General features: G+C 62.5%; 28 protein-coding genes. 19 read left to right on the forward strand and 9 right to left on the reverse strand.

The window, feature by feature from the left end:
- The first annotated feature begins 54 nt into the window (after positions 1–54).
- Genes ACGYLO_RS03570 through ACGYLO_RS03580 form a run of 3 tightly spaced genes read left to right on the forward strand, consistent with a single transcriptional unit; the run spans position 55 to position 1,992 of the window.
- Positions 55–942 (forward strand): LysR family transcriptional regulator, encoded by an 888-nt coding sequence (locus ACGYLO_RS03570; protein ID WP_271688338.1) that lies wholly within the window; start codon positions 55–57, stop codon positions 940–942.
- Entirely contained in the window at positions 930–1,832 is a 903-nt protein-coding gene (locus ACGYLO_RS03575; protein ID WP_271688337.1) for a DMT family transporter, read from the forward strand. The genes ACGYLO_RS03570 and ACGYLO_RS03575 overlap by 13 nt, the downstream gene beginning before the upstream one ends.
- Positions 1,813–1,992 (forward strand): hypothetical protein, encoded by a 180-nt coding sequence (locus ACGYLO_RS03580; RefSeq protein WP_271688335.1) that lies wholly within the window; start codon positions 1,813–1,815, stop codon positions 1,990–1,992. The genes ACGYLO_RS03575 and ACGYLO_RS03580 overlap by 20 nt, the downstream gene beginning before the upstream one ends.
- Before the next feature lie 73 nt (positions 1,993–2,065).
- Here ACGYLO_RS03580 and ACGYLO_RS03585 read toward each other — a convergent pair whose 3' ends face one another.
- Positions 2,066–2,422, reverse strand: a complete 357-nt coding sequence (locus ACGYLO_RS03585) for a helix-turn-helix transcriptional regulator (protein ID WP_271690001.1) — start codon at positions 2,420–2,422, stop codon at positions 2,066–2,068.
- A 240-nt stretch (positions 2,423–2,662) separates the two neighbouring features.
- Here ACGYLO_RS03585 and ACGYLO_RS03590 point away from each other — a divergent pair, with 240 nt between their 5' ends.
- The 7 genes from ACGYLO_RS03590 (at position 2,663) to smc (ending at position 9,358) form a co-directional block, all read left to right on the forward strand.
- Positions 2,663–3,013: an AtpZ/AtpI family protein gene (locus ACGYLO_RS03590; protein ID WP_067260640.1), complete on the forward strand. Its 351-nt coding sequence runs from the start codon at positions 2,663–2,665 to the stop codon at positions 3,011–3,013.
- 1 nt (position 3,014) lies between these two features.
- Complete coding sequence (locus ACGYLO_RS03595) at positions 3,015–3,776, forward strand: F0F1 ATP synthase subunit A (protein WP_067260637.1); 762 nt, start codon at positions 3,015–3,017, stop codon at positions 3,774–3,776.
- A 64-nt stretch (positions 3,777–3,840) separates the two neighbouring features.
- Positions 3,841–4,065 carry a F0F1 ATP synthase subunit C gene (locus ACGYLO_RS03600; RefSeq protein WP_007118046.1) on the forward strand — a complete coding sequence of 75 codons (225 nt, stop codon included), beginning with the start codon at positions 3,841–3,843 and terminating at the stop codon, positions 4,063–4,065.
- 90 nt (positions 4,066–4,155) lie between these two features.
- Positions 4,156–4,713 (forward strand): F0F1 ATP synthase subunit B', encoded by a 558-nt coding sequence (locus ACGYLO_RS03605; RefSeq protein ID WP_136720208.1) that lies wholly within the window; start codon positions 4,156–4,158, stop codon positions 4,711–4,713.
- A 15-nt stretch (positions 4,714–4,728) separates the two neighbouring features.
- Entirely contained in the window at positions 4,729–5,289 is a 561-nt protein-coding gene (locus ACGYLO_RS03610) for a F0F1 ATP synthase subunit B (protein WP_209216985.1), read from the forward strand.
- A gap of 95 nt (positions 5,290–5,384) precedes the next feature.
- Entirely contained in the window at positions 5,385–5,675 is a 291-nt protein-coding gene (locus tag ACGYLO_RS03615; RefSeq protein WP_271688333.1) for a hypothetical protein, read from the forward strand.
- A gap of 227 nt (positions 5,676–5,902) precedes the next feature.
- On the forward strand, positions 5,903–9,358 hold the full coding sequence (gene smc, locus ACGYLO_RS03620; RefSeq protein WP_276154331.1) for a chromosome segregation protein SMC: 3,456 nt from the start codon (positions 5,903–5,905) through the stop codon (positions 9,356–9,358).
- A 135-nt stretch (positions 9,359–9,493) separates the two neighbouring features.
- On the opposite strand, the gene ACGYLO_RS03625 is transcribed toward smc, so the two are convergent.
- Positions 9,494–9,850, reverse strand: a complete 357-nt coding sequence (locus ACGYLO_RS03625; RefSeq protein ID WP_271688330.1) for a helix-turn-helix domain-containing protein — start codon at positions 9,848–9,850, stop codon at positions 9,494–9,496.
- Between the two features lie 164 nt (positions 9,851–10,014).
- On the opposite strand from ACGYLO_RS03625, the gene ACGYLO_RS03630 reads away from it, so the two are divergent.
- On the forward strand, positions 10,015–10,923 hold the full coding sequence (locus tag ACGYLO_RS03630; protein ID WP_271688329.1) for a LysR family transcriptional regulator: 909 nt from the start codon (positions 10,015–10,017) through the stop codon (positions 10,921–10,923).
- A gap of 74 nt (positions 10,924–10,997) precedes the next feature.
- Here ACGYLO_RS03630 and ACGYLO_RS03635 read toward each other — a convergent pair whose 3' ends face one another.
- Complete coding sequence (locus ACGYLO_RS03635) at positions 10,998–12,596, reverse strand: phosphoenolpyruvate carboxykinase (RefSeq protein ID WP_271688328.1); 1,599 nt, start codon at positions 12,594–12,596, stop codon at positions 10,998–11,000.
- 379 nt (positions 12,597–12,975) lie between these two features.
- Between ACGYLO_RS03635 and ACGYLO_RS03640 the strand changes: the two genes are divergently transcribed.
- The 7 genes from ACGYLO_RS03640 to ACGYLO_RS03670 are packed head-to-tail and all read left to right on the forward strand — an operon-like array spanning position 12,976 to position 18,353.
- Positions 12,976–13,677, forward strand: coding sequence for a response regulator transcription factor (locus ACGYLO_RS03640; protein WP_067260621.1), 702 nt, complete (start codon positions 12,976–12,978; stop codon positions 13,675–13,677).
- Positions 13,678–13,719: 42 nt separating this feature from the next.
- Positions 13,720–15,408 (forward strand): sensor histidine kinase, encoded by a 1,689-nt coding sequence (locus ACGYLO_RS03645; RefSeq protein ID WP_271688326.1) that lies wholly within the window; start codon positions 13,720–13,722, stop codon positions 15,406–15,408.
- A gap of 21 nt (positions 15,409–15,429) precedes the next feature.
- Positions 15,430–15,858 carry an HPr kinase/phosphorylase gene (locus tag ACGYLO_RS03650; protein ID WP_271688325.1) on the forward strand — a complete coding sequence of 143 codons (429 nt, stop codon included), beginning with the start codon at positions 15,430–15,432 and terminating at the stop codon, positions 15,856–15,858.
- Positions 15,855–16,760, forward strand: a complete 906-nt coding sequence (gene rapZ, locus ACGYLO_RS03655; RefSeq protein WP_271688324.1) for an RNase adapter RapZ — start codon at positions 15,855–15,857, stop codon at positions 16,758–16,760. The genes ACGYLO_RS03650 and rapZ overlap by 4 nt, the downstream gene beginning before the upstream one ends.
- The gene (locus ACGYLO_RS03660; RefSeq protein ID WP_067260606.1) at positions 16,757–17,149 is read left to right on the forward strand and encodes a PTS sugar transporter subunit IIA; all 393 of its coding nucleotides are present in this window, start codon (positions 16,757–16,759) and stop codon (positions 17,147–17,149) included. Before rapZ ends, ACGYLO_RS03660 begins: the two co-directional genes overlap by 4 nt.
- Positions 17,150–17,165: 16 nt before the next feature.
- Positions 17,166–17,435 carry an HPr family phosphocarrier protein gene (locus tag ACGYLO_RS03665; protein WP_067260603.1) on the forward strand — a complete coding sequence of 90 codons (270 nt, stop codon included), beginning with the start codon at positions 17,166–17,168 and terminating at the stop codon, positions 17,433–17,435.
- 33 nt (positions 17,436–17,468) lie between these two features.
- The gene (locus ACGYLO_RS03670) at positions 17,469–18,353 is read left to right on the forward strand and encodes a lysophospholipid acyltransferase family protein (RefSeq protein WP_271688322.1); all 885 of its coding nucleotides are present in this window, start codon (positions 17,469–17,471) and stop codon (positions 18,351–18,353) included.
- A gap of 79 nt (positions 18,354–18,432) precedes the next feature.
- On the opposite strand, the gene ACGYLO_RS03675 is transcribed toward ACGYLO_RS03670, so the two are convergent.
- Entirely contained in the window at positions 18,433–19,308 is an 876-nt protein-coding gene (locus ACGYLO_RS03675) for a 3-hydroxybutyryl-CoA dehydrogenase (protein ID WP_168612495.1), read from the reverse strand.
- A gap of 156 nt (positions 19,309–19,464) precedes the next feature.
- Here ACGYLO_RS03675 and ACGYLO_RS03680 point away from each other — a divergent pair, with 156 nt between their 5' ends.
- Entirely contained in the window at positions 19,465–20,298 is an 834-nt protein-coding gene (locus ACGYLO_RS03680) for a DUF6473 family protein (protein ID WP_276154330.1), read from the forward strand.
- 73 nt (positions 20,299–20,371) lie between these two features.
- Here the strand turns inward: ACGYLO_RS03680 and ACGYLO_RS03685 are convergent, their stop codons facing one another.
- From ACGYLO_RS03685 to ACGYLO_RS03705, 5 genes are all read right to left on the reverse strand, one after another.
- Positions 20,372–21,298 carry an electron transfer flavoprotein subunit alpha/FixB family protein gene (locus ACGYLO_RS03685; protein WP_271688320.1) on the reverse strand — a complete coding sequence of 309 codons (927 nt, stop codon included), beginning with the start codon at positions 21,296–21,298 and terminating at the stop codon, positions 20,372–20,374.
- Positions 21,298–22,056: an electron transfer flavoprotein subunit beta/FixA family protein gene (locus ACGYLO_RS03690; RefSeq protein WP_067260591.1), complete on the reverse strand. Its 759-nt coding sequence runs from the start codon at positions 22,054–22,056 to the stop codon at positions 21,298–21,300. The genes ACGYLO_RS03685 and ACGYLO_RS03690 overlap by 1 nt, the downstream gene beginning before the upstream one ends.
- A 161-nt stretch (positions 22,057–22,217) precedes the next feature.
- Complete coding sequence (locus ACGYLO_RS03695; RefSeq protein WP_271688317.1) at positions 22,218–22,793, reverse strand: cob(I)yrinic acid a,c-diamide adenosyltransferase; 576 nt, start codon at positions 22,791–22,793, stop codon at positions 22,218–22,220.
- Positions 22,793–22,999 carry a twin transmembrane helix small protein gene (locus tag ACGYLO_RS03700; RefSeq protein ID WP_067260586.1) on the reverse strand — a complete coding sequence of 69 codons (207 nt, stop codon included), beginning with the start codon at positions 22,997–22,999 and terminating at the stop codon, positions 22,793–22,795. The genes ACGYLO_RS03695 and ACGYLO_RS03700 overlap by 1 nt, the downstream gene beginning before the upstream one ends.
- Positions 23,000–23,056: 57 nt before the next feature.
- A complete protein-coding gene (locus ACGYLO_RS03705; protein WP_271688315.1) occupies positions 23,057–23,890 on the reverse strand; it encodes an SDR family NAD(P)-dependent oxidoreductase in 834 nt (277 codons plus the stop codon).
- Between the last annotated feature and the right edge of the window lie 18 nt (positions 23,891–23,908).

Genomic DNA, 23,908 nt, shown 5'->3' on the forward strand with positions numbered 1-23,908 from the left:
AGAATGAGCGTGACCATGTTCGTAAATGCACAAGTCGGGAAGGCGAGGTGAACAATGGACAATTGGGATGAGATCAGGACCGCCTATCAGGTCGCACAGCTTGGCACCGTCAGCGGCGCGGCAGAGGTGCTGGGCGTGCACCATGCCACCGTGATCCGTCATATCGACGCGCTGGAAGGGCGGCTTGGTGTGAAGCTGTTTCAGCGTCATGCGCGGGGCTACACGGCCACCGAGGCGGGGGAGGACCTGCTGCGGGTGGCGCGGGCGACGGACGACCAGTTCAGCCAATTGGCCGGGCGGATAAAAGGGCGCGGCAGCGATGTTTCGGGGGAGTTGGTGATCACCTCGCTCGATTTCCTCGCCCCGCAGCTTGCGCCTTTGCTGACCGAGTTCCAGCGCCAGAACCCCGAACTGGTGGTGCGCTATCTGATCGGAGACCGCTTGTTCCGGCTGGAATATGGCGAGGCGCATGTCGCCATCCGTGCCGGGGCCGCGCCGGATCAGCCCGACAATGTGGTGCAGCCCTATGCGCAGCTGGCGGTGGGGGCCTATGCCAGCCGGGACTATGTGGCGCAGTACGGCATCCCGCAGGGGCCGGAGGATTATCACAAGCACCGTTTCATCGCCGCCGACAACCGCGACAGCCGCGCGCCCTATCACAAGTGGCTCTGGGCCACGGTGCCAGAGGAAAGCGTGACATGGCGCAGCACCAGCGGCACGGCGATGGAGGCGGCGCTGCGGGCCGGGGCCGGGATCGGCGGCCTGCCCGCCGCCATGGGGCGCAATGATCCGCAATTGGTCGAGATTCACGCGCCGCGCCCCGATTGGGGCAGTGCGCTTTGGCTGGTCACCCATGTCGATCTGCACCGCACCAGCAAGGTGCAGGCGGTGCTGCGGTTCCTCAAGGAACATGCCGAGGATGCGGTCACATGTCCCGAATAAGTGCCGCGGCGCAGGGGCATCTGGCGATGCTTTGCTTCTCGGCCTTGGTGGCCGGTTCATTCTCGCTCGGGGCGCAGGTGGCGAACGAGATCACGCCGACAGCGCTGAACGCCCTGCGTTTTGTCTTGGCGACGGTCCTGGTCGGGGTCTTGGCCTGGGGGCGAGGCGATATCAGCCGGGCGGGCTTTGCAGCACCTTGGCGCTATTTCGTGCTGGCGGGGCTGTTCACGCTCTACTTCGTCTTGATGTTCGAAGGGTTGAAGACCGCGCCCCCGGTGGCTGCGGCGGCGGTCTTTACCCTCGTGCCGGTGATGGCGGCGGGGTTCGCCTGGCTGTTGATGCGGCAGGTCATGACAGGGCGCATGGCGCTGGCGCTGGCCATCGGCGGGGCCGGGGCGCTTTGGGTGATCTTTCGCGGCGACCTTGCGGCGCTTTTGGCCTTCGACATCGGGCGGGGGGAGGCGATTTATTTCGTCGGCTGCATCAGCCACGCGCTTTATACCCCCATGGTAAGGCGGCTGAACCGCGGAGAAAGCGCGGTGATGTTCACCTTTGGCACCCTGTTGGCGGGCACGGTGCTCTTGGGGCTTTACGGCTGGAAAGACCTCCGCGCGACCGATTGGAGCGCGCTGCGCCCCTTGGTCTGGATCACCATCCTCTATGTCGCGGTCTTTGCCACGGCGGCCACGGTGGTTCTGTTGCAATTCGCGGCGCTGCGGCTGCCTTCGGCCAAGGTCATGGCCTATACCTATCTCACGCCCAGCTGGGTAATCCTGTGGGAGTTGGGCTTTGGCAATGCCCTGCCGGGGGCGCTGGTCTGGGGCGGGGTGCTGCTGACGATCCTCGCGCTTTCGCTGCTGCTGCGCGGGGATGACGAAGAAAAATCATAAAAATTCAGAAAGTTGCGGAATCGGTGGAACCTTAGCGCGACGCCCGGCGTTGGGGCGTGAATTAACAGTGAAGGACACCACCATGCGTAGTATTATTTACCTGATCGGGTTGATCGTCGTGGTTTTGGCTATTTTGCGTTTCGCATTCGGCGTCATCTGACCGTCGATTGATCCTCCCCTTGTCTTATTTACCTCGCGGCAAGGGGGGATCACTCTATCTATATATGTATCACCTACTCTGACCCTGAGCGCATCTCGCCTTCGCCGCCCTCAGGCAGTTCGATTTCCAAAAAACGTTCGAAGGCATCAAGGTTCACCGGCTCGAATTGCCCGAACCCCTGCATCCAGACCGACGCATCGCGCAGCGCATCCGGTTCCAGTTTGCACCATTTCACCCGCCCCCGCTTTTCCTGACTGATCAGCCCCGCCGCTGTCAGAACGCCTAAATGTTTCGAGATCGCGGCAAGCGACATCTCGAAGGGCTCGGCGACATCGGTAACGGCCATATCATCCTCCAACAGCATGGCGAGGATGGCGCGACGCGTGGGGTCGGCGAGAGCGGCAAACACCTGATCGAGGTCTTGGGTCATACGTCTGAATAGCGCGGGGCGCGCACAGGCGAAAGCGGGCATTGCGGCTAACTTAACCGCTGAGTTGAATAACCCTTCGGCGCGATTTCCTTGGGGTTTGCCGGGCCCGTTTCAAGTGTGGGTTGCCTCCGCCTCCCGTAAGCCCTTGTAAACTCGTGAAAACCCGCGGCGGCCAAGGTTGTTGACTCTAACCCGCCCTGACAGTAGCACCGCAGCAGATATTCCTAAGGGGATTTTGGTGTGACCAGCCCGGACCAACGGCAGCAGATGGAGCAGCTTGAGGCCAGACTGGCGGCTGCGAAAGAACGCGGCGCACCCAAGCCCCGGGCGGATGAACATTACTCGCAGGCCAATATGGCATGGCGGATGGTGATCGAACTTGTGGCCGGTCTTGGGATCGGTTTCGGCATCGGATACGGGCTGGATGTGCTCTTTGGCACGCTGCCCATTTTCATGGTGCTATTCGTAATGCTGGGCCTTGCGGCGGGGGTGAAGACGATGCTCCGCACCGCTGAGGAAATCCAGGGTAAACAACAGGCCGAACCGGCCGAACAGGATACGCCCCATTCGGGCAAGGACGAGGGAGCCTGAGATGGCAACAGAGACACACGGCGCTGAAACAGGCGGTCTGGAATTCCACCCGATGGACCAGTTCATCGTATCGCCGCTCTTTGGCGACGATGCTTCCGTTGCTTGGTACACCATCACCAACGCGACCTTCTGGATGGCGCTGGCGGTTCTGGCCACTTTCGCGATGCTCGTTCTGGGCAGCGCGCGCCGCTCGGTCGTTCCGGGCCGTATGCAGTCTGTGGCTGAACTGGCTTACGGCTTCATCCACAAGATGGTCGAAGACATCTGCGGCAAAGAGGGGCTAAAGTTCTTCCCCTATATCATGACCCTGTTCATGTTCATCGTCATGGCCAACTTCCTCGGCCTGATCCCGACAGCCTTCACCCCCACCGCGCATTTCTCGGTGACCGTGGTGCTGGCGCTGGCGGTGTTCATCACTGTGACCGTCGTCGGCTTCGTCAAGAATGGCGCGGCGTTCCTGAGCCTCTTCTGGGTGTCCTCGGCGCCTCTGGCCCTGCGCCCCGTGCTGGCGATCATCGAACTGATCAGCTACTTCGTGCGCCCAGTTAGCCACTCCATTCGTCTGGCGGGCAACGTCATGGCGGGCCACGCGGTGATCAAGGTTTTCGCCGGTTTCGCCGCCATCGCTGTCATCTCGCCCGTTTCGGTCGTCGCGATCACCGCGATGTACGGTCTCGAAGTGCTGGTGGCCTTCATTCAGGCCTATGTCTTTACCATCCTGACATGCGTGTACCTCAAAGACGCGCTGCACCCGGCACACTAACAACCCCAACAACGGCGGGGTTTCCCGTCAAAGTTTTAACTTCCAATCGTAAGGAGATACCCCAATGGAAGGTCAACTCGCACATATCGGCGCAGGCATCGCAGGTCTCGGCACAGGCATCGCAGCCCTGGGTGTCGGCAACGTTGCCGCCAACTTCCTGTCCGGCGCACTGCGCAACCCCTCGGCAGCCGCAAGCCAGACAGCGACCCTGTTCATCGGCATCGCTTTCGCAGAAGCTCTGGGGATCTTCTCGTTCCTCGTCGCTCTGCTGCTGATGTTCGCTGTCTAAGCTCTCGGAACTGTAATCCTTACGAGCGGGCAGGCGCGCATCGCCGTGTCTGCCCGGCTGTAACGGCAAAGTTTCCAAGGAGAAGCCACGATGGCAACTGTAACAACCAGCGACGGGCTGGCCGACGCGACCGGCATTGCGACCCATGCTGCCGAAACGCCGGGCATGCCGCAGCTGAACTTCGATCACTGGGGCAACCAGATTTTCTGGCTGATCCTGGCGCTGATCGCCACCTACCTGATCCTGTCGCGCGTGGCTCTGCCTCGTATCGGTGCGGTTTTGGCTGAACGCCAAGGGACCATCACCAATGACATCGCGGCTGCCGAAGACCTTAAGGTCAAGGCGCAGGAAGCCGAAGCCGCCTATGACAAGGCCCTGATCGACGCCCGTGCCGAGGCACAGCAGATTGTGGCCCAAGCAAAAGCGGACATGCAGGCTGATCTGGATGCCGAAATGGCCAAGGCCGATGCCGAGATTGCCGCGCAAGTGGCGGAATCGGAAAAAGCCATCGCCGAAATTCGCGCGGGCGCCATGGACAACGTACAAGCCGTTGCCAAGGACACCGCCGAGGCCCTCGTCGCCGCTCTGGGTGGCACGGCCGATACCGCAACCGTCAGCGCTGCCGTCGACGCGCGGATGAAAGGATAAGCCATGACCAAATCCATGCGCCTGACACTTTCGACCCTGCTCGCCGGTCTCGCCGCTTCGCCGGCGCTTGCCGCCACGGGGCCTTTCTTTTCGCTGCGCAACACCGATTTCATCGTGTTGCTGGCCTTCCTGCTGTTCCTTGGGATCCTGATTTACTTCAAGGTGCCAACGCTTTTGATCGGCATGCTCGACAAACGCGCCGACGGCATCAAGACCGAGCTGGAAGAAGCCCGCGCCCTGCGTGAAGAAGCGCAAACCCTGCTGGCCTCTTACGAGCGCAAGCAGAAAGAGGTGCAGGACCAAGCGGACCGGATCGTGTCTTCCGCCAAGGAAGACGCCCGTCTCGCCGCCGAACAGGCGCGGGCGGATATGGCCAAGTCGCTTGAGCGTCGCATGGCCGCCGCGAAAGACCAGATCAGCTCGGCCGAGGCCGCCGCTGTAAAGGAAGTCCGCGACCAAGCCGTGACCATCGCCGTGGCCGCCGCGCGCGACGTGATCGCCAAGCAGATGACCGCCGCACAGGGCAACAAGCTGATCGACAATGGCATCGCTCAAGTCGAAGCCAAGCTGCACTAAGCCAGCGCCTTATAGATTTTTGAAAGCCCCGGCCCCGCCGGGGCTTTTTCTTTTGCGTTAGGCTTTTGTTAACTCTGCGGGGGCAGGGTTGCGTCATGCGGTTGCTCATCATCATTGCAGTCTTATTCAGCCTCGCGGCCTGTACGGCGCCCAGTCGGGAGTTCCGGGGGCTGCCGGCGCAGCGGATCTCCGTGGAGGGGTCGGTGTTCGATGTGCGCGTACGGGGCGAGCGGGCAGAGGCGGTGCGCGTAAACACCCAATACGCGCCGCGCTTTGGCCCCATCCGCGCGCGGGCCGGGCGCGCGATGGCACTGGTTAGCGGCTGTGAGGTGAAGGAGGTTCTGGGCGATCAGGCGCTGGCGCTTGGGGTGCTAGACTGCGATTAGGCCGGGCTTTGTATTGCGGCATCGCATGAGGCGAGGGCCGCGGAATGGGCGAAGCGTGCTATCGACCCGCTCCGACTAGGCGCCCCGTGGGCAAACACGCCGATCAAGACAATATCTTGTGGATAACCGCCGACCGCCCCCTCTCCCTTGGGGCTTTTGATTGACTCGGACCCATGCCAAACGGCAAGTTCGCCGCTCAGGCGAGAATCAATCACGGCAGGGCTAACTTGCGCTTTTCCAAACTCAGATTAACCGGCTTCAAAAGCTTTGTGGACCCGACCGACCTCGTCATCTCCGACGGGTTGACCGGGGTCGTGGGGCCGAACGGCTGTGGCAAATCCAACCTGCTCGAAGCGCTGCGATGGGTGATGGGCGAAAACCGCCCGACCGCCATGCGCGGCGGCGGCATGGAAGATGTGATCTTCGCCGGAGCCTCCTCCCGGCCCGCACGCAACTTCGCCGAGGTGGCGCTGCACCTCGACAACAGTGACCGGTTGGCGCCTGCGGGGTTTAACGAGCAAGACGCGCTTGAAATCGTACGCCGGATCACCCGCGATGTCGGCAGCGCCTATAAGGTGAACGGCAAGGATGTGCGCGCCCGCGATGTGCAGATGCTTTTCGCCGATGCCTCGACCGGGGCGCATAGCCCCGCTTTGGTGCGGCAGGGGCAGATTGCCGAGTTGATTAACGCCAAGCCGAAGAGCCGTCGCCGCATTTTGGAAGAGGCCGCTGGCATCTCGGGCCTGTATCAGCGCCGCCATGAGGCCGAGTTGAAACTCAACGGGGCGGAGCAAAACCTCGCCCGCGTAGATGATGTGGTCGAACAACTGGCCGCGCAATTGGCCACGCTGGCCCGGCAAGCCCGGCAGGCGGCGCGGTATCGTGCGATTGGCGAAGCATTGCGCCATGCCGAAGGCTTGCTGTTGTATCGCCGCTGGCGCGAAGCCGATGAGGCGCGTGCGAAGGCCGAGGGGGACTTGCGTGCCCGTGTCGCCGCCACGGCAGAGGCCGAAGCGCAGGTGCGCCGCGTGGCCGAAGGGCGGGAGGAGGCCGAAGCCGCCTTGCCACCCCTGCGCGAGGAAGAGGCGATTGCGACTGCGATTCTGCAACGTCTCACCACGCAGCGCGACACGCTGACCGAGGAAGAAGCACGGGCGGCGTCGCTGATCGAGACCCTGACCGGACGAATTGCCCAGCTGACCCGCGACATCGAACGCGAAGGCGGGCTGAACCGCGACGCGGAAGAAACGATCGCGCGGCTCGAAGAGGAAGCGGCAGACCTCGCCAAGGCGGATAAGGGGCACGACAGCGCGGTTGAGGCGGCGGAACAGGCCGCGCGCGAGGCAGCCGAAGTCTTGCAAACCCGCGAGGCCGATCTTTCGCAGCAGACCGAAGACGTGGCCCGTTTGGCCGCGCGCCACAGTTCGGCGGAACGCCTGCTTCAGGACAGCCGCAAGACGTTAGAGAAGTCGGAGGCCGAGGCCCGCAAGGCCCGCGATGCGGTGGCCCAAAGCCAAGCGACCCTCGACAAGGCCGGGCTAGATTTCGCCGCGGCTGAGAAGGCCGAAGCCGCTGCCGTCACCGCCTCGGCGGCGGCGGATGCCGCCCTTTTGGCTGCCGAAGAGACCCGCGCCGACACGCAATCGCGCGAGGCCGAGGCCCGCGCGGAGCGCTCTGAGGCGGAGGGCGAGGCCAAGGCCCTGCGCGCCGAGGTTGGCGCGCTGGCAAAGTTGGTGGAGCGTGACAGCGCCGAAGGCGGGCAGGTTCTCGACCGGTTGCAAGTGGAACAGGGCTTTGAGAAAGCGCTCGGCGCAGCCTTGGCCGATGACCTGCGCGCGCCTGAGGTAGAGGCCGATCGCCCCTCAGGATGGGCGCATTTGCCGAGCTACCCGGTGCCGCAGCCACTACCCGCCGAAGTGACCCCGCTCACGCAGCATGTCACCGTGCCGCGGGTGTTAGAGCGCCGAATGGCCCAAGTCGGGCTCGTTGACGCCGACGCGGGCGGAGAGTTGCAGGCGCAGTTGCAGCCGGGGCAGCGCTTGGTGTCGAAGGAGGGGGACCTCTGGCGGTGGGACGGTTTCCGTGCCATGGCCGAAGATGCGCCATCGGCCGCCGCGCTGCGCTTGCAGCAGTTGAACCGGTTGGAAGTCCTTAAACAGACGTTGGAACAGGCGAGCGCCCGTGGCGATGCCGCGCGGGCGGCGCATGAGACCCTCCAGCAGCAATTGGCCGAACAGGCCGAGGCCGACAAACGGGCCCGCGAGGCGCGGCGCGATGCGGACCGGCAGGTCGCCGAGGCGGGCCGCGCGTTAAGTCGGGCAGAGGCGGATCGCAACCTCGCCCAAAGCCGGTTGGAATCCCTCGGCCTTGCCGTGAAGCGCCATGAGGAAGCCGCGATCACCGCGCGGGCCGAGGTGATGGACGCCGAGCGCACGCTGGCGGGCTTGGATGACCTCTCCGCCGCCCGTGCGACGGTTGAAGATGTCCGCATGACGGTCGAGGCGTCGCGGATCACCATGATGTCGCGCCGCTCGGCCCATGACGAATTGCGCCGCGAGGGCGAGGCGCGCAGACGGCGGCTGCAAGAGGTCGCGAAAGAGGTCAGCGGCTGGCGGAATCGCTTGGAAACGGCGGGCAAGCGCAGCGCTGAATTGGTCGAGCGCAAGACCGCGTCGGAGGCCGAATTGACTGAGGCGAGCGCTGTCCCGGCGGAGATCGCGGCGAAGCGGGAAGACCTGTCGGGCGCGATCACCTCTGCCGAAGCCCGCCGCACCCATGCCGCGGAAACGCTGGCCGCCGCGGAGGCCGCCCTGAAAGCCGCGACGGACGCCGAGCGCGACGCGGAGCGGCAGGCATCGGATGCGCGGGAGGCCCGTGCCCGGGCCGAGGCGCGCAGCGATGCCGCCCGTGAAACGGTGACCCATGCGGCAGAGCGCATTCAGGACGAACGGCAAAGCACGCCCGAGGCGCTGCGCGATGCGCTTGATGTCGAGACGGATCAGATTCCACCGGTGGAAACGCTTGAAGAGGACGTGAACCGATACAAGCGGCAGCGGGATTCCTTGGGCGCAGTGAACCTGCGCGCCGAGGACGATGCCAAAGAGATACGCGAAGAGCACGAAGCGCTGCTGACTGAGAAGGCCGATCTGGAAGAGGCGATCAAAACCCTGCGCAGCGGCATTGCGGGCCTGAACCGCGAGGGGCGGGAGCGGCTGTTGACCGCCTTTGATCAGGTGAACGCGAATTTCTCGATGCTGTTCACCCATCTCTTCGGCGGCGGTGAGGCGAACCTTGTGATGGTCGAAAGCGACGATCCCTTGGAAGCCGGGCTGGAGATCATGTGCCAGCCGCCGGGCAAGAAGCTGAGCACCCTCAGCCTGCTGTCGGGTGGAGAGCAGACATTGACCGCGATGGCGCTGATCTTTGCCGTCTTCCTCGCCAATCCGGCGCCGATCTGTGTGCTGGATGAGGTCGACGCGCCGCTTGATGACGCAAATGTGACCAGGTTCTGTGATCTGCTGGATGAGATGTGCCGTCAGACCGACACGCGCTTTCTGATCATCACGCACCATGCGGTGACGATGGCCCGGATGGACCGGCTCTTTGGCGTCACTATGGCGGAGCAGGGGGTGAGCCAGTTGGTCTCTGTCGATTTGAAAAAGGCGGAAACGCTGGTCGCGTGAAGGTGGGAGACGCCGGTAATTTGGACCGGCCCTTAAAGCGGGTGCGCATCAGTTTGCCGCGGGCTTTCGTAGCCGTTGGTCAGGTGGTGTGAGCCGTATGGCCCTAGGGAGTTTCGCGTGAATGACGGACTGTGATCAGCCTTTGCGCGCGACGGTGACGCCGGCAACATCCTCAATAAACGTTAGAATTCGGGCCTTTACCGCATCATCCTTGATGGAGCCGATGGCGTTCACGATGTCGAGCGAGGGGTCGTTGCTGGCCTCGGGGTTGTCGTCATCCAGCCCTTCGAAGAAATAGCCGGGGGTGACGTTGAGTATCCGGGCCAGCTCATGCAAACGGCTGGCGGCGATCCGGTTGGAGCCGATTTCATACTTCTGAATCTGTTGAAACGACAGTTTGAGTTCGCGTGCCACATCGGTCTGGGATTGCCGTCGCAGGGTGCGTGCCTGCTTGAGCCGACGACCGACGTGAACGTCTACGGGGTGGGACATGGTTCAATACCTCAGGTTGAGTACAATATATTCACTACCCGCAATGTATTGAGGATCAATTGCCTAGATCTGGCCTCTTTGCGTTAACCAATTCACCCTAGCTGTATGGATTATATTGCGTTACCGGGTGATTCATGTACCATCCCTTGCCTATGAACCAGCATATGTCCGATATTGAGCCGGGCGCACCCGTGCCCCAGACCTTGCAAAAGGACCCCGCTCCGGCCCTTTTGTTCGAGATGATGCGCTCTTTCGTGACGCTGGCGCATACTTTGAACCTCAGCCATGCGGTGGCCGAATTGGTCAGCACACGGCAGACGGTCCGGCGGCATATCCAGCAGTTGGAAGAGGCGATGGGCGCGCCGCTGTTTACCATCGAAAATCGCCGCTATTCCCTGACCAAGGTCGGCCTGGAAGCCTTGCCCGAGGCACGCGATATTCTCGATCGGGGCAAGCTGTGGCTGGATGGCAAAACGCGCCATGCCGATGGCATGCTGCGCCTTTCGCATGAAGAGCCGAACGGTTGGTGTTTTCACCAACAACAGCAGCCTCTGTCGCTGATCTGGGACGGTGGCTCTGCCATGCTTCAGGCCGTGTTGCAGGCGTGGAGCTTGAGCCGGGGTGAGTTGGAAAGCGAAGCCTTTCGCGCCATGCGCCCCTATGTGTTGGTGTATCGCGATTCGCCCAATGGATGGATTTGTACCGAAGTGGGGGAGAAATCCTTTTACACGCAATGGTGGGGCTGGACCAATGCGCGCAGCAGCATCGGGCGGCCCATCAAACTCTTCCCCGGCGGTCCTGAGTTCGAGAATATGCTGAACTACCCCTTTCGGGAGGTTGAGTCGACCTGTGGCGTTCGCTTGGACGAGGTGGTCACTGAAATCCCGCGGGAGGAGGGGGGCGCGCCGGTGCCTTTGGCCTATAAACGTTTGCTGATGGCCGGGCGCTATCCGGACAAGAGCTTTGCCCTGATCGCGGCGGTTGATCGGTCGACTTCGGTCAATATCGTCGGCGTGGATGACAGTTTCCTGCGCGAGATGCCTTTGGATGCGAAGGTGACTTTCGCAGGCTAAGGGCCACGGAGCGTGAGATGCGAAAAGGGCCGCCCAACAGGGGCGGCCCTTTCTTTTTGTCCTTGGCGAAAAGCTTAGCTGATCGCCGCGGCTTTCACGTCGTCGTCGATATGGGGCAGGTACTGCTCGAAGTTGTCCGAGAACATCTTGACCAGTTTTGCCGCTTGACGGTCATAGGCTTCTGGATCGTCCCAGGTCCGGCGCGGGTCGAGCAGGATGTCGGCGACGCCGTTCACCTCGACAGGGACATCGAAGCCGAAGTTCGGATCCTTACGGAACTCGGCATCCGCCAGACGGCCTTCGAGCGCGGCGCTGAGCAGGGCGCGGGTCGCCTTGATCGGCATCCGCGAGCCGGTGCCGTATGCGCCGCCGGTCCAGCCGGTGTTCACGAGCCAGCAGGTGGCGCCGTGCTGGGCGATCTTTTCGCGCAGCAGGTTGCCGTAAACCTCGGGGCGGCGCGGCATGAAGGGGGCGCCGAAACAGGTGGAGAATGTGGGCTCCGGCTCGGTCACGCCACGCTCGGTTCCCGCCACCTTGGAGGTGAAGCCCGACAGGAAATGATACATCGCCTGCGCCGGGCTCAGCCGCGCGATCGGGGGCAGCACGCCGAAGGCATCACAGGTCAGCATGATGATGTTTTTCGGGTGGCCGCCGACGGCCTTCTCACTTGCGTTCGAGATGTAGTGCAGCGGGTAGGCGGCACGCATGTTGGCGGTGAGCGAGTCGTCGTCGAAGTCGAGTTCAAAAGTATCGGGATCGAAGACCATATTCTCGATCACGGTGCCGAATTTGGAGGTCGTTGCGTAGATCTCCGGCTCCGCCTCGGGGTTGAGGTTGATGGTCTTGGCATAGCAGCCGCCTTCAAAGTTGAAGGTGCCGTTGTCAGACCAGCCGTGCTCGTCATCGCCGATCAGCGTGCGCTCGGGATCGGCGGAGAGGGTGGTCTTGCCGGTGCCCGAGAGGCCGAAGAAGACGGCGGTGTCGACCGGGTTACCATTGGCGTGGTTGGCCGAGCAGTGCATCGGCATGATGCCTTTTTCGGGCAGCAGGTAGTTCAGCAGGGTGAAGACCGATTTCTTGTTCTCGCCCGCGTATTCGGTGCCGCCGATGAGGATCATCTTGCGGTCGAAGTTCATCGCGATCACGGTCTCGCTGCGGCAGTTGTGCTTGGCCGGATCGGCCTGGAAGCTGGGGCAGTTAATGACGGTGAAATCGGCAGTGAAGTCCTTCAGCGCTTCGGCGTAGGGGCGGCGCAGCATGGTGCGAATGAAAAGCCCGTGCCATGCCAGTTCGGTCACCATGCGCACGTTGATCGCATGTTTGGGGTCCGCACCGCCGACGAGGTCCTGCACGAAGTAGTCCTTGCCCTGCATGTGGGCGATCATGTCGTCGTAGAGCGCGTCGAAGCCTTCGGGCGACATCTCGGCGTTGTTCTCCCACCAGATGCTCTCGGCCACGCTGTCGGTCTTGACCACGTGTTTGTCCTTCGGCGAGCGGCCGGTGAACTTGCCAGTGGTGACCAGGAAGGCGCCGCCCTTGCCGAGGCTGCCTTCGCCGCGCTTCAGCGCGGCTTCGACGAGCGCGGGCTCGGTCAGGTTGTAATAGACATCGCCCAGCCCGGTGATCTGCTGATCCTTGAGGCTGAACTGCGGGTTTACCCGTCCAAATGTCATATGATGTCTCCTGTGGTAGCGCGTGAGCAGCGCAGAACGTGTCCGAGCGGGCGCAATTGCCCTGGGCGTCGGGGGCCTTGAGAGCCTCTTAACACGGGCGTTTTCAGGTTGAACAGGCAGCTTTGTCACAGTTAGCGCCATCATCTAAAACTTTGTTTCTGAGCGCTTAGAACCCGCCCCAAAGCGGTGGATGCTGCCGCGTCTTCACCTTGGGCGGGGCCAGTCAAAGTGCGGCAATTTAGCCATTCCTAACCAAATTATGACGGAATTGGTGCATCTCAGAGGCACGATTCGCACTTAAGGATTGATTCGATCTGTAATATTGGAGATCACTGACTCCAAAAATAAGAACGAATTGAGCAGCATAAGGAAGCAGGCAATGTCAAAGATCGCATTGGTAGACGATGACAGGAACATCCTGACATCCGTTTCGATGACTCTTGAAGCTGAAGGTTTCGAAGTGGAAACCTATAACGATGGCCAAGCGGCGCTGGACGCCTTCAACAAGAAACTGCCCGATATGGCGGTGCTGGACATCAAGATGCCCCGTATGGACGGCATGGATCTGCTCCAACGTCTGCGCCAGAAAACCGCGATGCCGGTGATTTTCCTGACCTCCAAGGACGATGAGATCGACGAGGTGCTGGGCCTGCGCATGGGGGCCGACGATTACGTCAAAAAACCCTTCAGCCAGCGCCTGTTGGTCGAGCGTATCCGCGCCCTTCTGCGCCGCCAAGACGCGGTCGAGACGAATGAGGTCGGCGATACCGAAGAGACCAAGGTGATGGAACGCGGCGATCTGCGGATGGACCCGCTGCGCCACGCGGTAAGCTGGAAGGGCAAGGATGTGTCGCTGACCGTGACCGAATTCCTGCTGCTGCAAGCCCTCGCGCAGCGCCCCGGTTTCGTGAAATCGCGCGACCAACTGATGGATGTGGCCTATGATGATCAGGTCTATGTGGATGACCGCACCATCGACAGCCACATCAAGCGCCTGCGCAAGAAGATGCGCAGCGCTGATGACGAATTCTCGGCGATCGAGACGCTTTACGGCATCGGCTATAGATATAACGAAGAGTAAACCCGTCGGTTAACGCGGGTCGAAAGGAAGCTTGTGCGGGACATGGCTGCTGGCAGGGACGGTGATGTTGTATTGGGGGATGATTGGGTCACCCCCGACAGTGCCGCGCCGGATGAAATTCGGGTCAAGCGTGAACGGCGGGGGCTGTTCTCGCTCCGCTCCTCGCCGCTGACGCGCAAGATCATTACCTTCAACCTGATCGCGCTCAGCGTTCTGGTTGCGGGGATCCTCTACCTCAATTCCTCGCGAGACAGTCTGGCGCTGCAACGCGCCGCGGCACTGGTGTCTGAGACTGAGCTGATCGCCGATGTGATCGAGGCCCAACTCCCCGCAGGCGCGCCGGTGAACCTGACCACTGGCGATGGTGTCGATGTGGCTGCCACGCTCGACGGGCTGGATCTGCGCGGCGGCATCGAAGTCTTTGTCTATGATCCGGCGGAAACGCTGGTCGCCCGCACCGCAGGCAGCCTTACCGTGGCCGAAGCCCTCGCCGCGTCCGAGGCGGGTGAGCGGACCTTGCTGAACGACGGGTTGAATTGGCTTTGGGACCGGGTTTCGGCCCCCTTCAGCACCGATGAGGTCACCGCCACCCCGCCGCTCGAAGAGCAATTGCGCGGCATGGTCGGCACTAGCGTGACCAGCGGCACCCGGCTGGAAGGCACGCTCGCCATCGAAGGCGGCACGCTTTTCAGCGTGGTGACTCCCATCATGCAGGGCGAGGCCCCGGTCGGCGTGGTCGCCGTGGCCAGTGCTGCGGGAGAGATCGACCGCCTTGTGCGCAGCGAACGCGAGCGCGTCTTGCAGATTTTCGTCATCGCGACCCTCGTCTCCATCGGCCTCAGCCTCGTTCTGGCCTCGACCATCGCCAATCCGCTGGCCGACCTCTCTGCCGCCGCCGAACTGGGCCGCGACAAGGACGCGCGCAAGATGAACCCCGGCCGTATCCGCATCCCGGACCTGACCGCGCGCCCCGATGAGATCGGCCGCCTATCGGGCGCCCTCCGCGGCATGGTCTCGGCGCTCTACAATCGGATCGACGGCAACGAACAATTCGCCGCCGATGTGGCCCATGAGATCAAGAACCCGCTCGCTTCGCTCCGGTCTGCTGTGGGCACGCTGCGAATGGTCAAGCGCGACGACCAGCGCGAGAAACTGCTGGATGTGATCGAACATGACGTGCGCCGCCTCGACCGTTTGGTGAGCGACATTTCCAATGCCTCGCGGCTCGATTCCGAACTGGTCAAGGAAGAGGAAGAGCCCTTCGACCTGCTGCAAATGCTGGGCAATCTGGGCCAGTACCTCGGCGAAGATGCGAAATCCAAAGGCATCGATTTCATCACCGATCTCCCCGCTGCGCCGATCACCGTGCATGGGTTGGAAGCCCGTTTGGCGCAGGTCTTCGTGAACCTGATCACCAACGCGATTTCCTTTTGCGAAGACGGCGACGCGATCCGGGTCTGGGCCCGCAAACGTGCCAATCGCGTGTTGATCGTCGTCGAGGACACCGGCCCCGGCATCCCCGAGCAGGCGCTCGGCAAAATCTTCAAACGCTTTTACTCGCAACGCCCGGAAGAGCATTTCGGCAACAATTCCGGCCTCGGCCTCGCAATCTCCAAGCAGATCGTCGAAGCCCATGGCGGCGTGATTTGGGCCGAGAACATCCGCCCGACTGAAGCCGACATTACCTCCGAACCGCTCGGCGCGCGTTTTGTCGTGGGGCTGCCCACCTAAATCCCGGGCGCGGGGCCTGATATGACCGTCGAGCGCGAAAACCTCCACGCCAGCTGCGTGGCGATCAATGGGCGCGGGGTGCTGATCCTTGGCCCGTCCGGTGCGGGCAAATCGGCGCTCGCCCTGCAACTGATCGCCCTTGGCGCCAAGCTGGTGGCCGATGATCGCACCGATATCATGCGCGAGGGGGATCAGGTGATCGCCAGCGTCCCCGAGCCGATCCGCGGCCTGATCGAAGCGCGTTATGTCGGCATTCTGCGGGCCGAGGATCACGGCCCCGTGCCGCTGGCCCTCGTCGTCGATCTGGCCCGCACCGAAGACCAGCGTCTTCCCGAAGGGCACAGCCATATGCTACGGGGTGTCACGTTGCCCTGTTTTCACAAATGCGATAGCGCTCATTTTGCGGCAGCAATTCATCTGTATATGTCAGGTGTGGAAGAACCGAATTGATCAGTCAGACCTCATCAACAGACCCCGCCCCGCGGCGGTTGGTTCTTGTCACCGGCCCTTCGGGCGCCGGGCGGTCCTCTGCGCTCAACGTGCTTGAAGATGCGGGGTTCGAGGCGATCGACAACCTGCCGCTGCGGCTGCTGCCCGCGCTGCTTGACCGCCCCGGCGATGCGCAATCGGTGGCCTTGGGGATCGACGCCCGCAACCGGGACTTTTCCACCGAAGGCGTGCTGGAGCTGATGGGCCGCCTGACGGCTGAGCCGGGGTGGCGCGCGGAACTGCTCTATCTCGACTGCGCCCCCGATGTGCTGCTGCAACGCTTTTCCGAAACCCGCCGCCGCCACCCGCTGGCCCCGGCTGACCGCCCAGTCGACGGGATCGCACGCGAGCAGGAACTGCTCCACCCGATCCGCGCCCGTGCCGACGTGTTGATCGATACGACAACGCTGAACGTCCACGAGTTGCGCGCCGAGGTCGAGCAATGGTTCGCCCCCGGCGGGCAGCGCCAACTGACGGTCTCGGTACAAAGCTTTTCCTACAAACGGGGCCTTCCGCGCGGCGTTGATGTGGTGCACGACTGCCGCTTTCTGAACAATCCCTATTGGGTTCCTGAATTGCGCAGTGGCGACGGGCGCGACCCTTCCGTCGCGGCCCATGTGGCGAGCGATAAGCGCTACGCGGATTTCGCCGACAAGGTGCTCGACCTCAGCCTGCTGCTGCTGCCCGCCTACCGCGAGGAGGGCAAATCGCATATCTCCATCGCATTCGGCTGTACGGGCGGGCAACACCGCTCTGTCGCCATGGCCGAAGATCACGCTTTGCGCCTTGCAGAGCAGGGCTGGCAGGTGTCAATTAGGCATCGAGAGCTGGACCGTCAGCATCGTGAAGGAAGCAAGCCGTGATCGGGATCGTCATCGTCGCACATGGGGGGCTGGCGCAAGAATATCTTGCCGCCATCGAACATGTCGTGGGATCCCAATTCGGCGTGCGCGCCATCGCCATCGAAGCCGACCATGACCGCGCCGACAAAGAACGCGAGATCTGCGGCGCCGCCGATGCGGTGGACCAAGGCGCCGGTGTGGTGGTTGTCACCGATCTTTTCGGCGGCTCCCCCTCGAACCTCAGCCTCTTGGCTTGCCGCCCGGAAAACCGCCGGATCATCTACGGCGCGAACCTGCCCATGCTGATCAAACTCGCCAAATCGCGGCATATGGATGTGCCCGATGCCGTGCGCGCCGCGCTCGAAGCTGGTAAGAAGTATATCGACAGCCAGAATGTCAGCGCAGGTTAGAAGGCCCCAAGACGTCATGCCCGAATTTTCTTTAAAGATCGTTAACGAAAAAGGCCTGCACGCGCGCGCCTCCGCCAAATTGGTCGAGGTGGTCGAGGCGTTTGATGCCCGTGCCGAAGTCAGCAAGGATGGCATGTCGGCCTCGGGCGACAGTATCATGGGGCTCTTGATGCTCGGCGCGTCGCGCGGCACCACCATCGATGTCCAAACCTCCGGCCCCGATGCCGAGGCCTTGGCCGAAGCTTTAACCGCCCTCGTGGCGGATAAGTTCGGCGAAGGGTTTTAGGCCCGCCAAGCGGGAAAAGGAACCGCCGACCCCATGGATGACGTGCAAAACATCGCGGCTGAGCCGGCCCAGACAGGCGACGGCACGGTGACCTTCACCAAATACGACCGCCGCAGCCTGTCCTATGCCTCGACCTTCGATGACCCATGGAAGGCGCGAGTGATCTCCGCGATGGAGCTTTTCACCGGCAAGCTCAAAATCCTGCGGCTAATCCGCAAGTTCGAACAACGCGGCACCCCCTCGGGCCAAGCCTTTTGGCGCGCAGCGCTCGACACGATGGGCATCGACCTCACAACCCCGCAAGAGCAGTTGGACCGCATCCCGAAAGAAGGGCCCGTCGTAGTCGTGGCAAATCACCCCCACGGTATGGTCGACGGTATGATTTTCGCCGATCTCATCGGCCGCGTGCGCCCCGATTACCGTATCCTCACCCGGTCGCTGCTCACTTCCATTGACGAGGTGGCAGGCAGCTACATGATCCCGGTGCCCTTCCCACATGACCCGGATGCGCAGCGCAAAGGCGTGGAAATGCGCGCCAAGGCCATGGCCCATCTCAAAGAAGGCGGCGTCGTGGCGCTCTTCCCCTCAGGCGTCGTCGCGGCCTCGGAAAGCTGGTGGGGCCCGGCGGTCGAAGCGGAATGGAACGTCTTCACCGCCAAGATGATCCGCCGTTCCGGTGCGCAGGTGGTGCCGATGCGCTTCCCGGGCCAGAACAGCCGCGCCTATCAGATTGCCAACAGGCTCAGCCCGATGCTGCGCCAAGGGCTCTTGCTGCATGAGATCGCCCACGCCTGCGACAAACCCCAAGGCCCCATCGTCGGCCACCCGCTCGCCCGCCAAGAGATTGACCGCTGGGCCGACGACCCGCGCGGTTTCATGGCTTGGCTGCGCGCCCATACTCTGGCGCTCACCAACTAAACTTCATCCTTTTAAAAATACCCTCGGGGGAATCGCGCCTCTGGCGCGATGGGGGCAGGGCCCCCAACACCCTCGCAACTCAGCGCGTCGGAACGGGCTTTTCGCCCCGGTAATCATAGAACCCACGCTGCGTCTTGCGGCCCAACCACCCGGCTTCGACATATTTGGTCAGCAGCGGGCAGGGGCGATATTTCGTATCCGCCAACCCGTCATGCAGAACGTTCATAATGGCAAGGCAGGTGTCGAGACCAATAAAGTCCGCAAGCTCCAGCGGCCCCATCGGATGGTTCGCCCCCAGCTTCATCGAACTGTCGATCGACTCGACGTTGCCGACCCCTTCGTAGAGCGTATAGACCGCCTCGTTGATCATCGGCATCAGGATGCGGTTCACGATAAAGGCTGGGAAATCCTCCGCCGAGGCGGCGGTCTTGCCCAAACGGTCCACCACGGCTTTGCAAGCGTCATAGGTCTCGCTGTCCGTGGCGATGCCGCGGATCAATTCGACCAGCTGCATCACCGGCACAGGGTTCATGAAGTGAAAGCCCATGAATTTCTCGGGCCGGTCGGTGCGGCTGGCAAGGCGGGTGATCGAGATCGAGGAAGTGTTCGAGGTCAGGATCGTCGTCGGCTTCAGATGCGGGATCAGGTCTTCAAAGATCGCCTGTTTCACCGTTTCGCGCTCGGTCGCGGCTTCGATCACCAGATCGCTTTGGCCCAGATCGCTTAGCGTCTGCGTCGTGGTGATGCGCGCCATGGCGGCGTCCCGGTCGGCGGCGGTGATCTTTTCGCGGCTGACTTGGCGGTCCATATTGCCGGTCACGGTTTTCATCGCTTTGGCCAGCGCATCGGCGCTGACATCGTTCAGCAGCACGTCGTAGCCCGCCAGCGCCATGACATGGGCGATCCCATTGCCCATTTGCCCCGCTCCCACGATACCGATTGTCTGGATGTCCATGGCCTGTCCTTTGCTTGAGTTCGGCGCACAATAGGGCGCGTGGCGGGGGTGCCGCAAGGGCAGCTGTTTACGAAATCTCACGACAAATTCGCCCATTAACAGAATCGCAGCCCCTGTTGTGCAATCTGGCTTTGGGTGAACAAAAAGGTGGGTTCGATGACCTATGATGCAGTGGGGCCAGCGCCTCTGGACTATTTGCCATGCCGCTACGGCACGTCAAAGCTGATGTTTCGCGGCCCGCGCCGCAGGTTGGAGGCGCCCTATATCGCCTTTCTCGGCGGGACGGAGACCTATGGCAAATTCATTGAAGAGCCGTTTCCCGCGCGGGTCGAGGCCGAGATCGGCAAGACCTGTGTGAACTTCGGCTTTCCCAACGCGGGGATCGACGCTTTTGCCCACGACCCTTTCGTCGCGCAGGCCGCCTCGCAGGCAGATGTGACGGTGGTTCAGGTCATGGGGGCGCAGAACATGACCAACCGTTTCTATTCCGTGCACCGGCGTCGGAACGACCGTTTCGTCGGGGCCTCCGCGCTGTTGCAGACGATCTACCGCGAAGTCGATTTCTCGCAGTTCCACTTCAACCGGCACATGCTGACGCACCTCATGCAGGTCTCGCCCGAACGGTTCGAAGCGGTGCGCGCGGAGCTTCAGCAGGCGTGGATGGCGCGCATGCGTTTGATGTTGGGGCAGATACAGGGGCGCACGCTCCTGCTTTGGCTGGCTGACCGCCCGCCGGTCGCCACAGCAGCGCAGCCGGTGAGAGAGTTGGGCCATGATCCGCTTTTCGTGACACGCGAAATGTTGGACGCGGTGGCCCAACACGCCACGGCCAAGATCGAGGTCGTCTCTCCCAAAGACCCCTCAGGGGCGCCGACCGCTGGCATGGTGGTCAGTGAATTCGAGGCGCAGGCCGCGTCGGAAATGCTGGGCCCGATGGCTCATGCCTCTGCCGCCGCCGCTTTGACCGATGCGCTGCAAAGCATGTCCTGACGCTCCCGGTAGGGGCATGCACGAAAAAGGCCCGCCGAGAACGGCGGGCCTTTGGTGTTTCAGGTGAAAAGCCTTACAGCTTTTCGATCAGTTCCGGCACCGCGTCGAAGAGGTCTGCCACGAGACCGTAGTCGGCAACTTGGAAGATCGGCGATTCTTCGTCTTTGTTGATCGCGACGATGATCTTGGAGTCTTTCATCCCGGCAAGGTGCTGGATCGCGCCCGAGATGCCAACCGCGACATAGAGGTCAGGGGCGACCACTTTGCCGGTCTGGCCAACTTGCCAGTCGTTCGGAGCGTAGCCCGAATCAACCGCCGCGCGGGACGCGCCAACGGCGGCGCCCAGTTTGTCGGCCAGTTTCTCGATCAGGGCGAAGTCCTCTTCCGAGCCGACGCCACGACCACCGGAAACCACCACGCCCGCGCTTGTCAGCTCGGGGCGGTCCGATTCGGCGACCTTGTCTTCGACCCATGTGGACAGGCCGGGGTTCTCGGCAGCCGAGATGGTCTCGACCGAGGCGGAGCCGCCTTCGCCTGCCGCATCGAAGGTCGATGTGCGGAAGGTGATGACCTTCTTGGCGTCGTTCGACTTCACGGTCTGCACCGCGTTGCCCGCGTAGATCGGGCGCTCAAAGGTATCGGCATCCACAACGCCGGAGGCATCCGAGATTACCATGACGTCAAGCAGCGCCGCGACGCGGGGCATGATGTTCTTGGCGTCCGTGGTGGCGGGCGCGACGATGTGGTCGTAGTCACCGGCAAGGCTGACGATCAGCGCCGCGGTGGCTTCGGCCAGACGGTGGCCCAGCATCTCGTCCTCGGCAACCAGCACCTTGGAGACGCCATCGATCTTGGCCGCCGCTTCGCCAGCCGCCGCAGCAGAGCTGCCAGCCGCCAGAATGGTCACGTCGCCCAGTTGCTTGGCCGCGGTCACCGCCTTGGCGGTTGCGTCCATCGACAGTTCGCCGTCGGAAATCTCTGCAATCAGAAGAACAGCCATTACACAGCCCCCGCTTCTTTGAGTTTCGCCACAAGCTCGTCGACCGAGCCGACCTTGATGCCAGCGGCGCGTTCCGCGGGCTCTTCGGTCTTCACGACTTCCAAGCGGTTGGAGACGTCGACGCCGTAGTCCTCGGCGGTCTTCTCATCCAGCGGCTTTTTCTTGGCCTTCATGATGTTGGGCAGCGAGGCGTAGCGCGGCTCGTTGAGGCGCAGGTCCACGGTGACCACGGTCGGCATGGTGACTTCGATGGTCTGCAGGCCGCCGTCGACTTCGCGGGTCACTTTCGCCTTGTCGCCTTCGATGGCGATGTCGGAAGCGAAGGTGGCCTGCGACCAGCCCATCAGCGCCGAGAGCATCTGCCCGGTGGCGTTCATGTCGTTGTCGATCGCCTGCTTGCCGCAGAGCACGAGGCTCGGCTGCTCTTCGTCGACGACGGCTTTGAGGATCTTGGCCACGGCCAGCGGTTCGATGTCCTTGTGCACATCGTCCGAGGCCACCACGAGGATCGCGCGGTCGGCACCCATGGCGAGGGCGGTGCGCAGCGTTTCCTGCGCTTGCTTCACACCGATGGAGACGGCGACGACCTCTTCAGCCTGGCCGGCTTCTTTCAGACGAATCGCCTGTTCGACGGCGATTTCGTCGAAAGGGTTCATCGACATTTTCACATTGGCAAGATCAACACCCGATCCGTCCGCTTTGACACGAACTTTCACGTTATAGTCGATCACGCGTTTGACAGGCACCAGTACCTTCATGAGCGGTCTCTCTCCTCAGTTTGCGACGCGGGCTGGTGGCCCGGTCTCCCTAATTCTCCAGACGGGTGTAACGAAGCGGATCGGATCAAAACAGGCCAAAATCGGCAGGTTGGCAGTTTTGAACGCGGCGTTTTCCCGGTTTTTCGTCTGTTAGCGCTATTTTACGCCCGGTTCGCCCCCGGCACCCAAAGCACGTCTTCCTTGCCCGCGTTATTGGCCATCCGTGCGGCGACGAAGAACCAATCGCTCAGCCGGTTCAGATAGGTCACGCAGGCGGGGTTCACCGCCGTTTGCTCAGCCAGCAGCACCGCCAGCCGCTCGGCTCGGCGCGCGACGGTGCGGCAGACATGCAGATGCGCCGCCAGCGCGCGGCCACCCGGCAGGATGAAGCTGCGCAGCGACTCCAACTCGGAATTCATCACGTCGATCTCACGCTCCAGCCGGTCGACCTGTTCTTGAGTGACCCGCAGGGGCGGGTATTCCGCATCCTTATCGGCTTCCATATCGGGGCGGCAGAGGTCGGCGCCGAGATCGAAAAGGTCGTTCTGAATGCGCGCCAACGCTTCGTCGGTGGCGCCCGTGGCTTCAAGCCGTGCAACGCCGACAAAGCAGTTCAACTCATCCGAGGTGCCATAGGCCTCGACCCGCGCGTCATGTTTGGCGACACGGTCGCCATTGCCAAGGGCGGTGGTGCCCTTGTCCCCGGTGCGGGTGTAAATCTTGTTCAGTACAACCATTAGATCGTGCCCCCTCGGAAATAGACATAGGCAAGGATCAGCAGCACGGCGATGAACTGCGCGATGATCCGCCAGCGCATCAGCTTATTAGCGTTGCGTTTGTTGAATTTGCCCCCGGTGGCAAAGCCGCCCAGCCCCATCAGGAGCACAACGGCGACCGCCACGACAGAGATCAGGACGATCACGAAAAACGGATCATTTGGCATGGGCTGTCCTTTCGTTGGCCTGAGATGTAGCGGCACCGTGCAGCCGCGCAACCAAAATCAGCGGCTGGTGACCCAGTCCAGCGCCCGCGTCGGCAGGATACGCCGTAAAATACCGCCGATATGCGTTGGGGTTGTGACGAAATAGCGCGGGCGGGCCCGGGGGGATTCGACGGCGTGGACCAGCTTCTCGACCACCGCCTCGGGCGGGAGTTCGAAGCGGTCCTTCTTGCCGCTGTCGTCATAAAGCCGGGGGCGCATTGTGCTTTCATACTCCGCCGCGCGGGGGCTGCTTTGCCAGTCGATCCAACGCTCGAAACGCGGGATGGCCTTGGTCCGCAGTTTCGAGGTGACAGGGCCGGGTTCGATCAGGATCACCGCGACCCCGGTGCCGCGCATCTCAAGCCGTAGGGTATCGGTCAGCCCTTCAAGGGCGAATTTCGTGGAGTTATACGCCCCGCGCCACGGCATCGCCACCATGCCAAGCACCGAGGAACATTGCACGATCCGCCCGTGCCCCTGCTTGCGCATCACCGGGATCACCGCGCGGGTCAGGCTGTGCCAGCCAAAGAAATTCGCCTCGAATATCTCGCGCAGGGCATCGGTGGGGAGGTCTTCGACCAACCCGGGCGTGGCGTGGGCACCGTTGTTGAACAAAGCGTCGAGCGTGCCGCCGGTTTGGTCCAGCACATGGGCAAGCGCCGCGTGGATGCTGGCCTCATCGGTGTAGTCAAGGCGCGGCGCGTCGAATCCTTCGGCTTGCAGCCGGTCGCAATCCGCTTGTTGGCGGCAGGCAGCGAAAACGCGCCAGCCCCGGGCGCGCATGCCGTGCGCGGCGGCATAGCCGATGCCGCTGGAACAGCCGGTGATGAGGATGGAGCGGGTCGCAGACATGCAAAGGGCCCTTCGTGT

The sequence above is a fragment of the Sulfitobacter sp. 1A13353 genome (genome assembly GCF_043557255.1).
Lineage (GTDB): Bacteria > Pseudomonadota > Alphaproteobacteria > Rhodobacterales > Rhodobacteraceae > Sulfitobacter > Sulfitobacter faviae.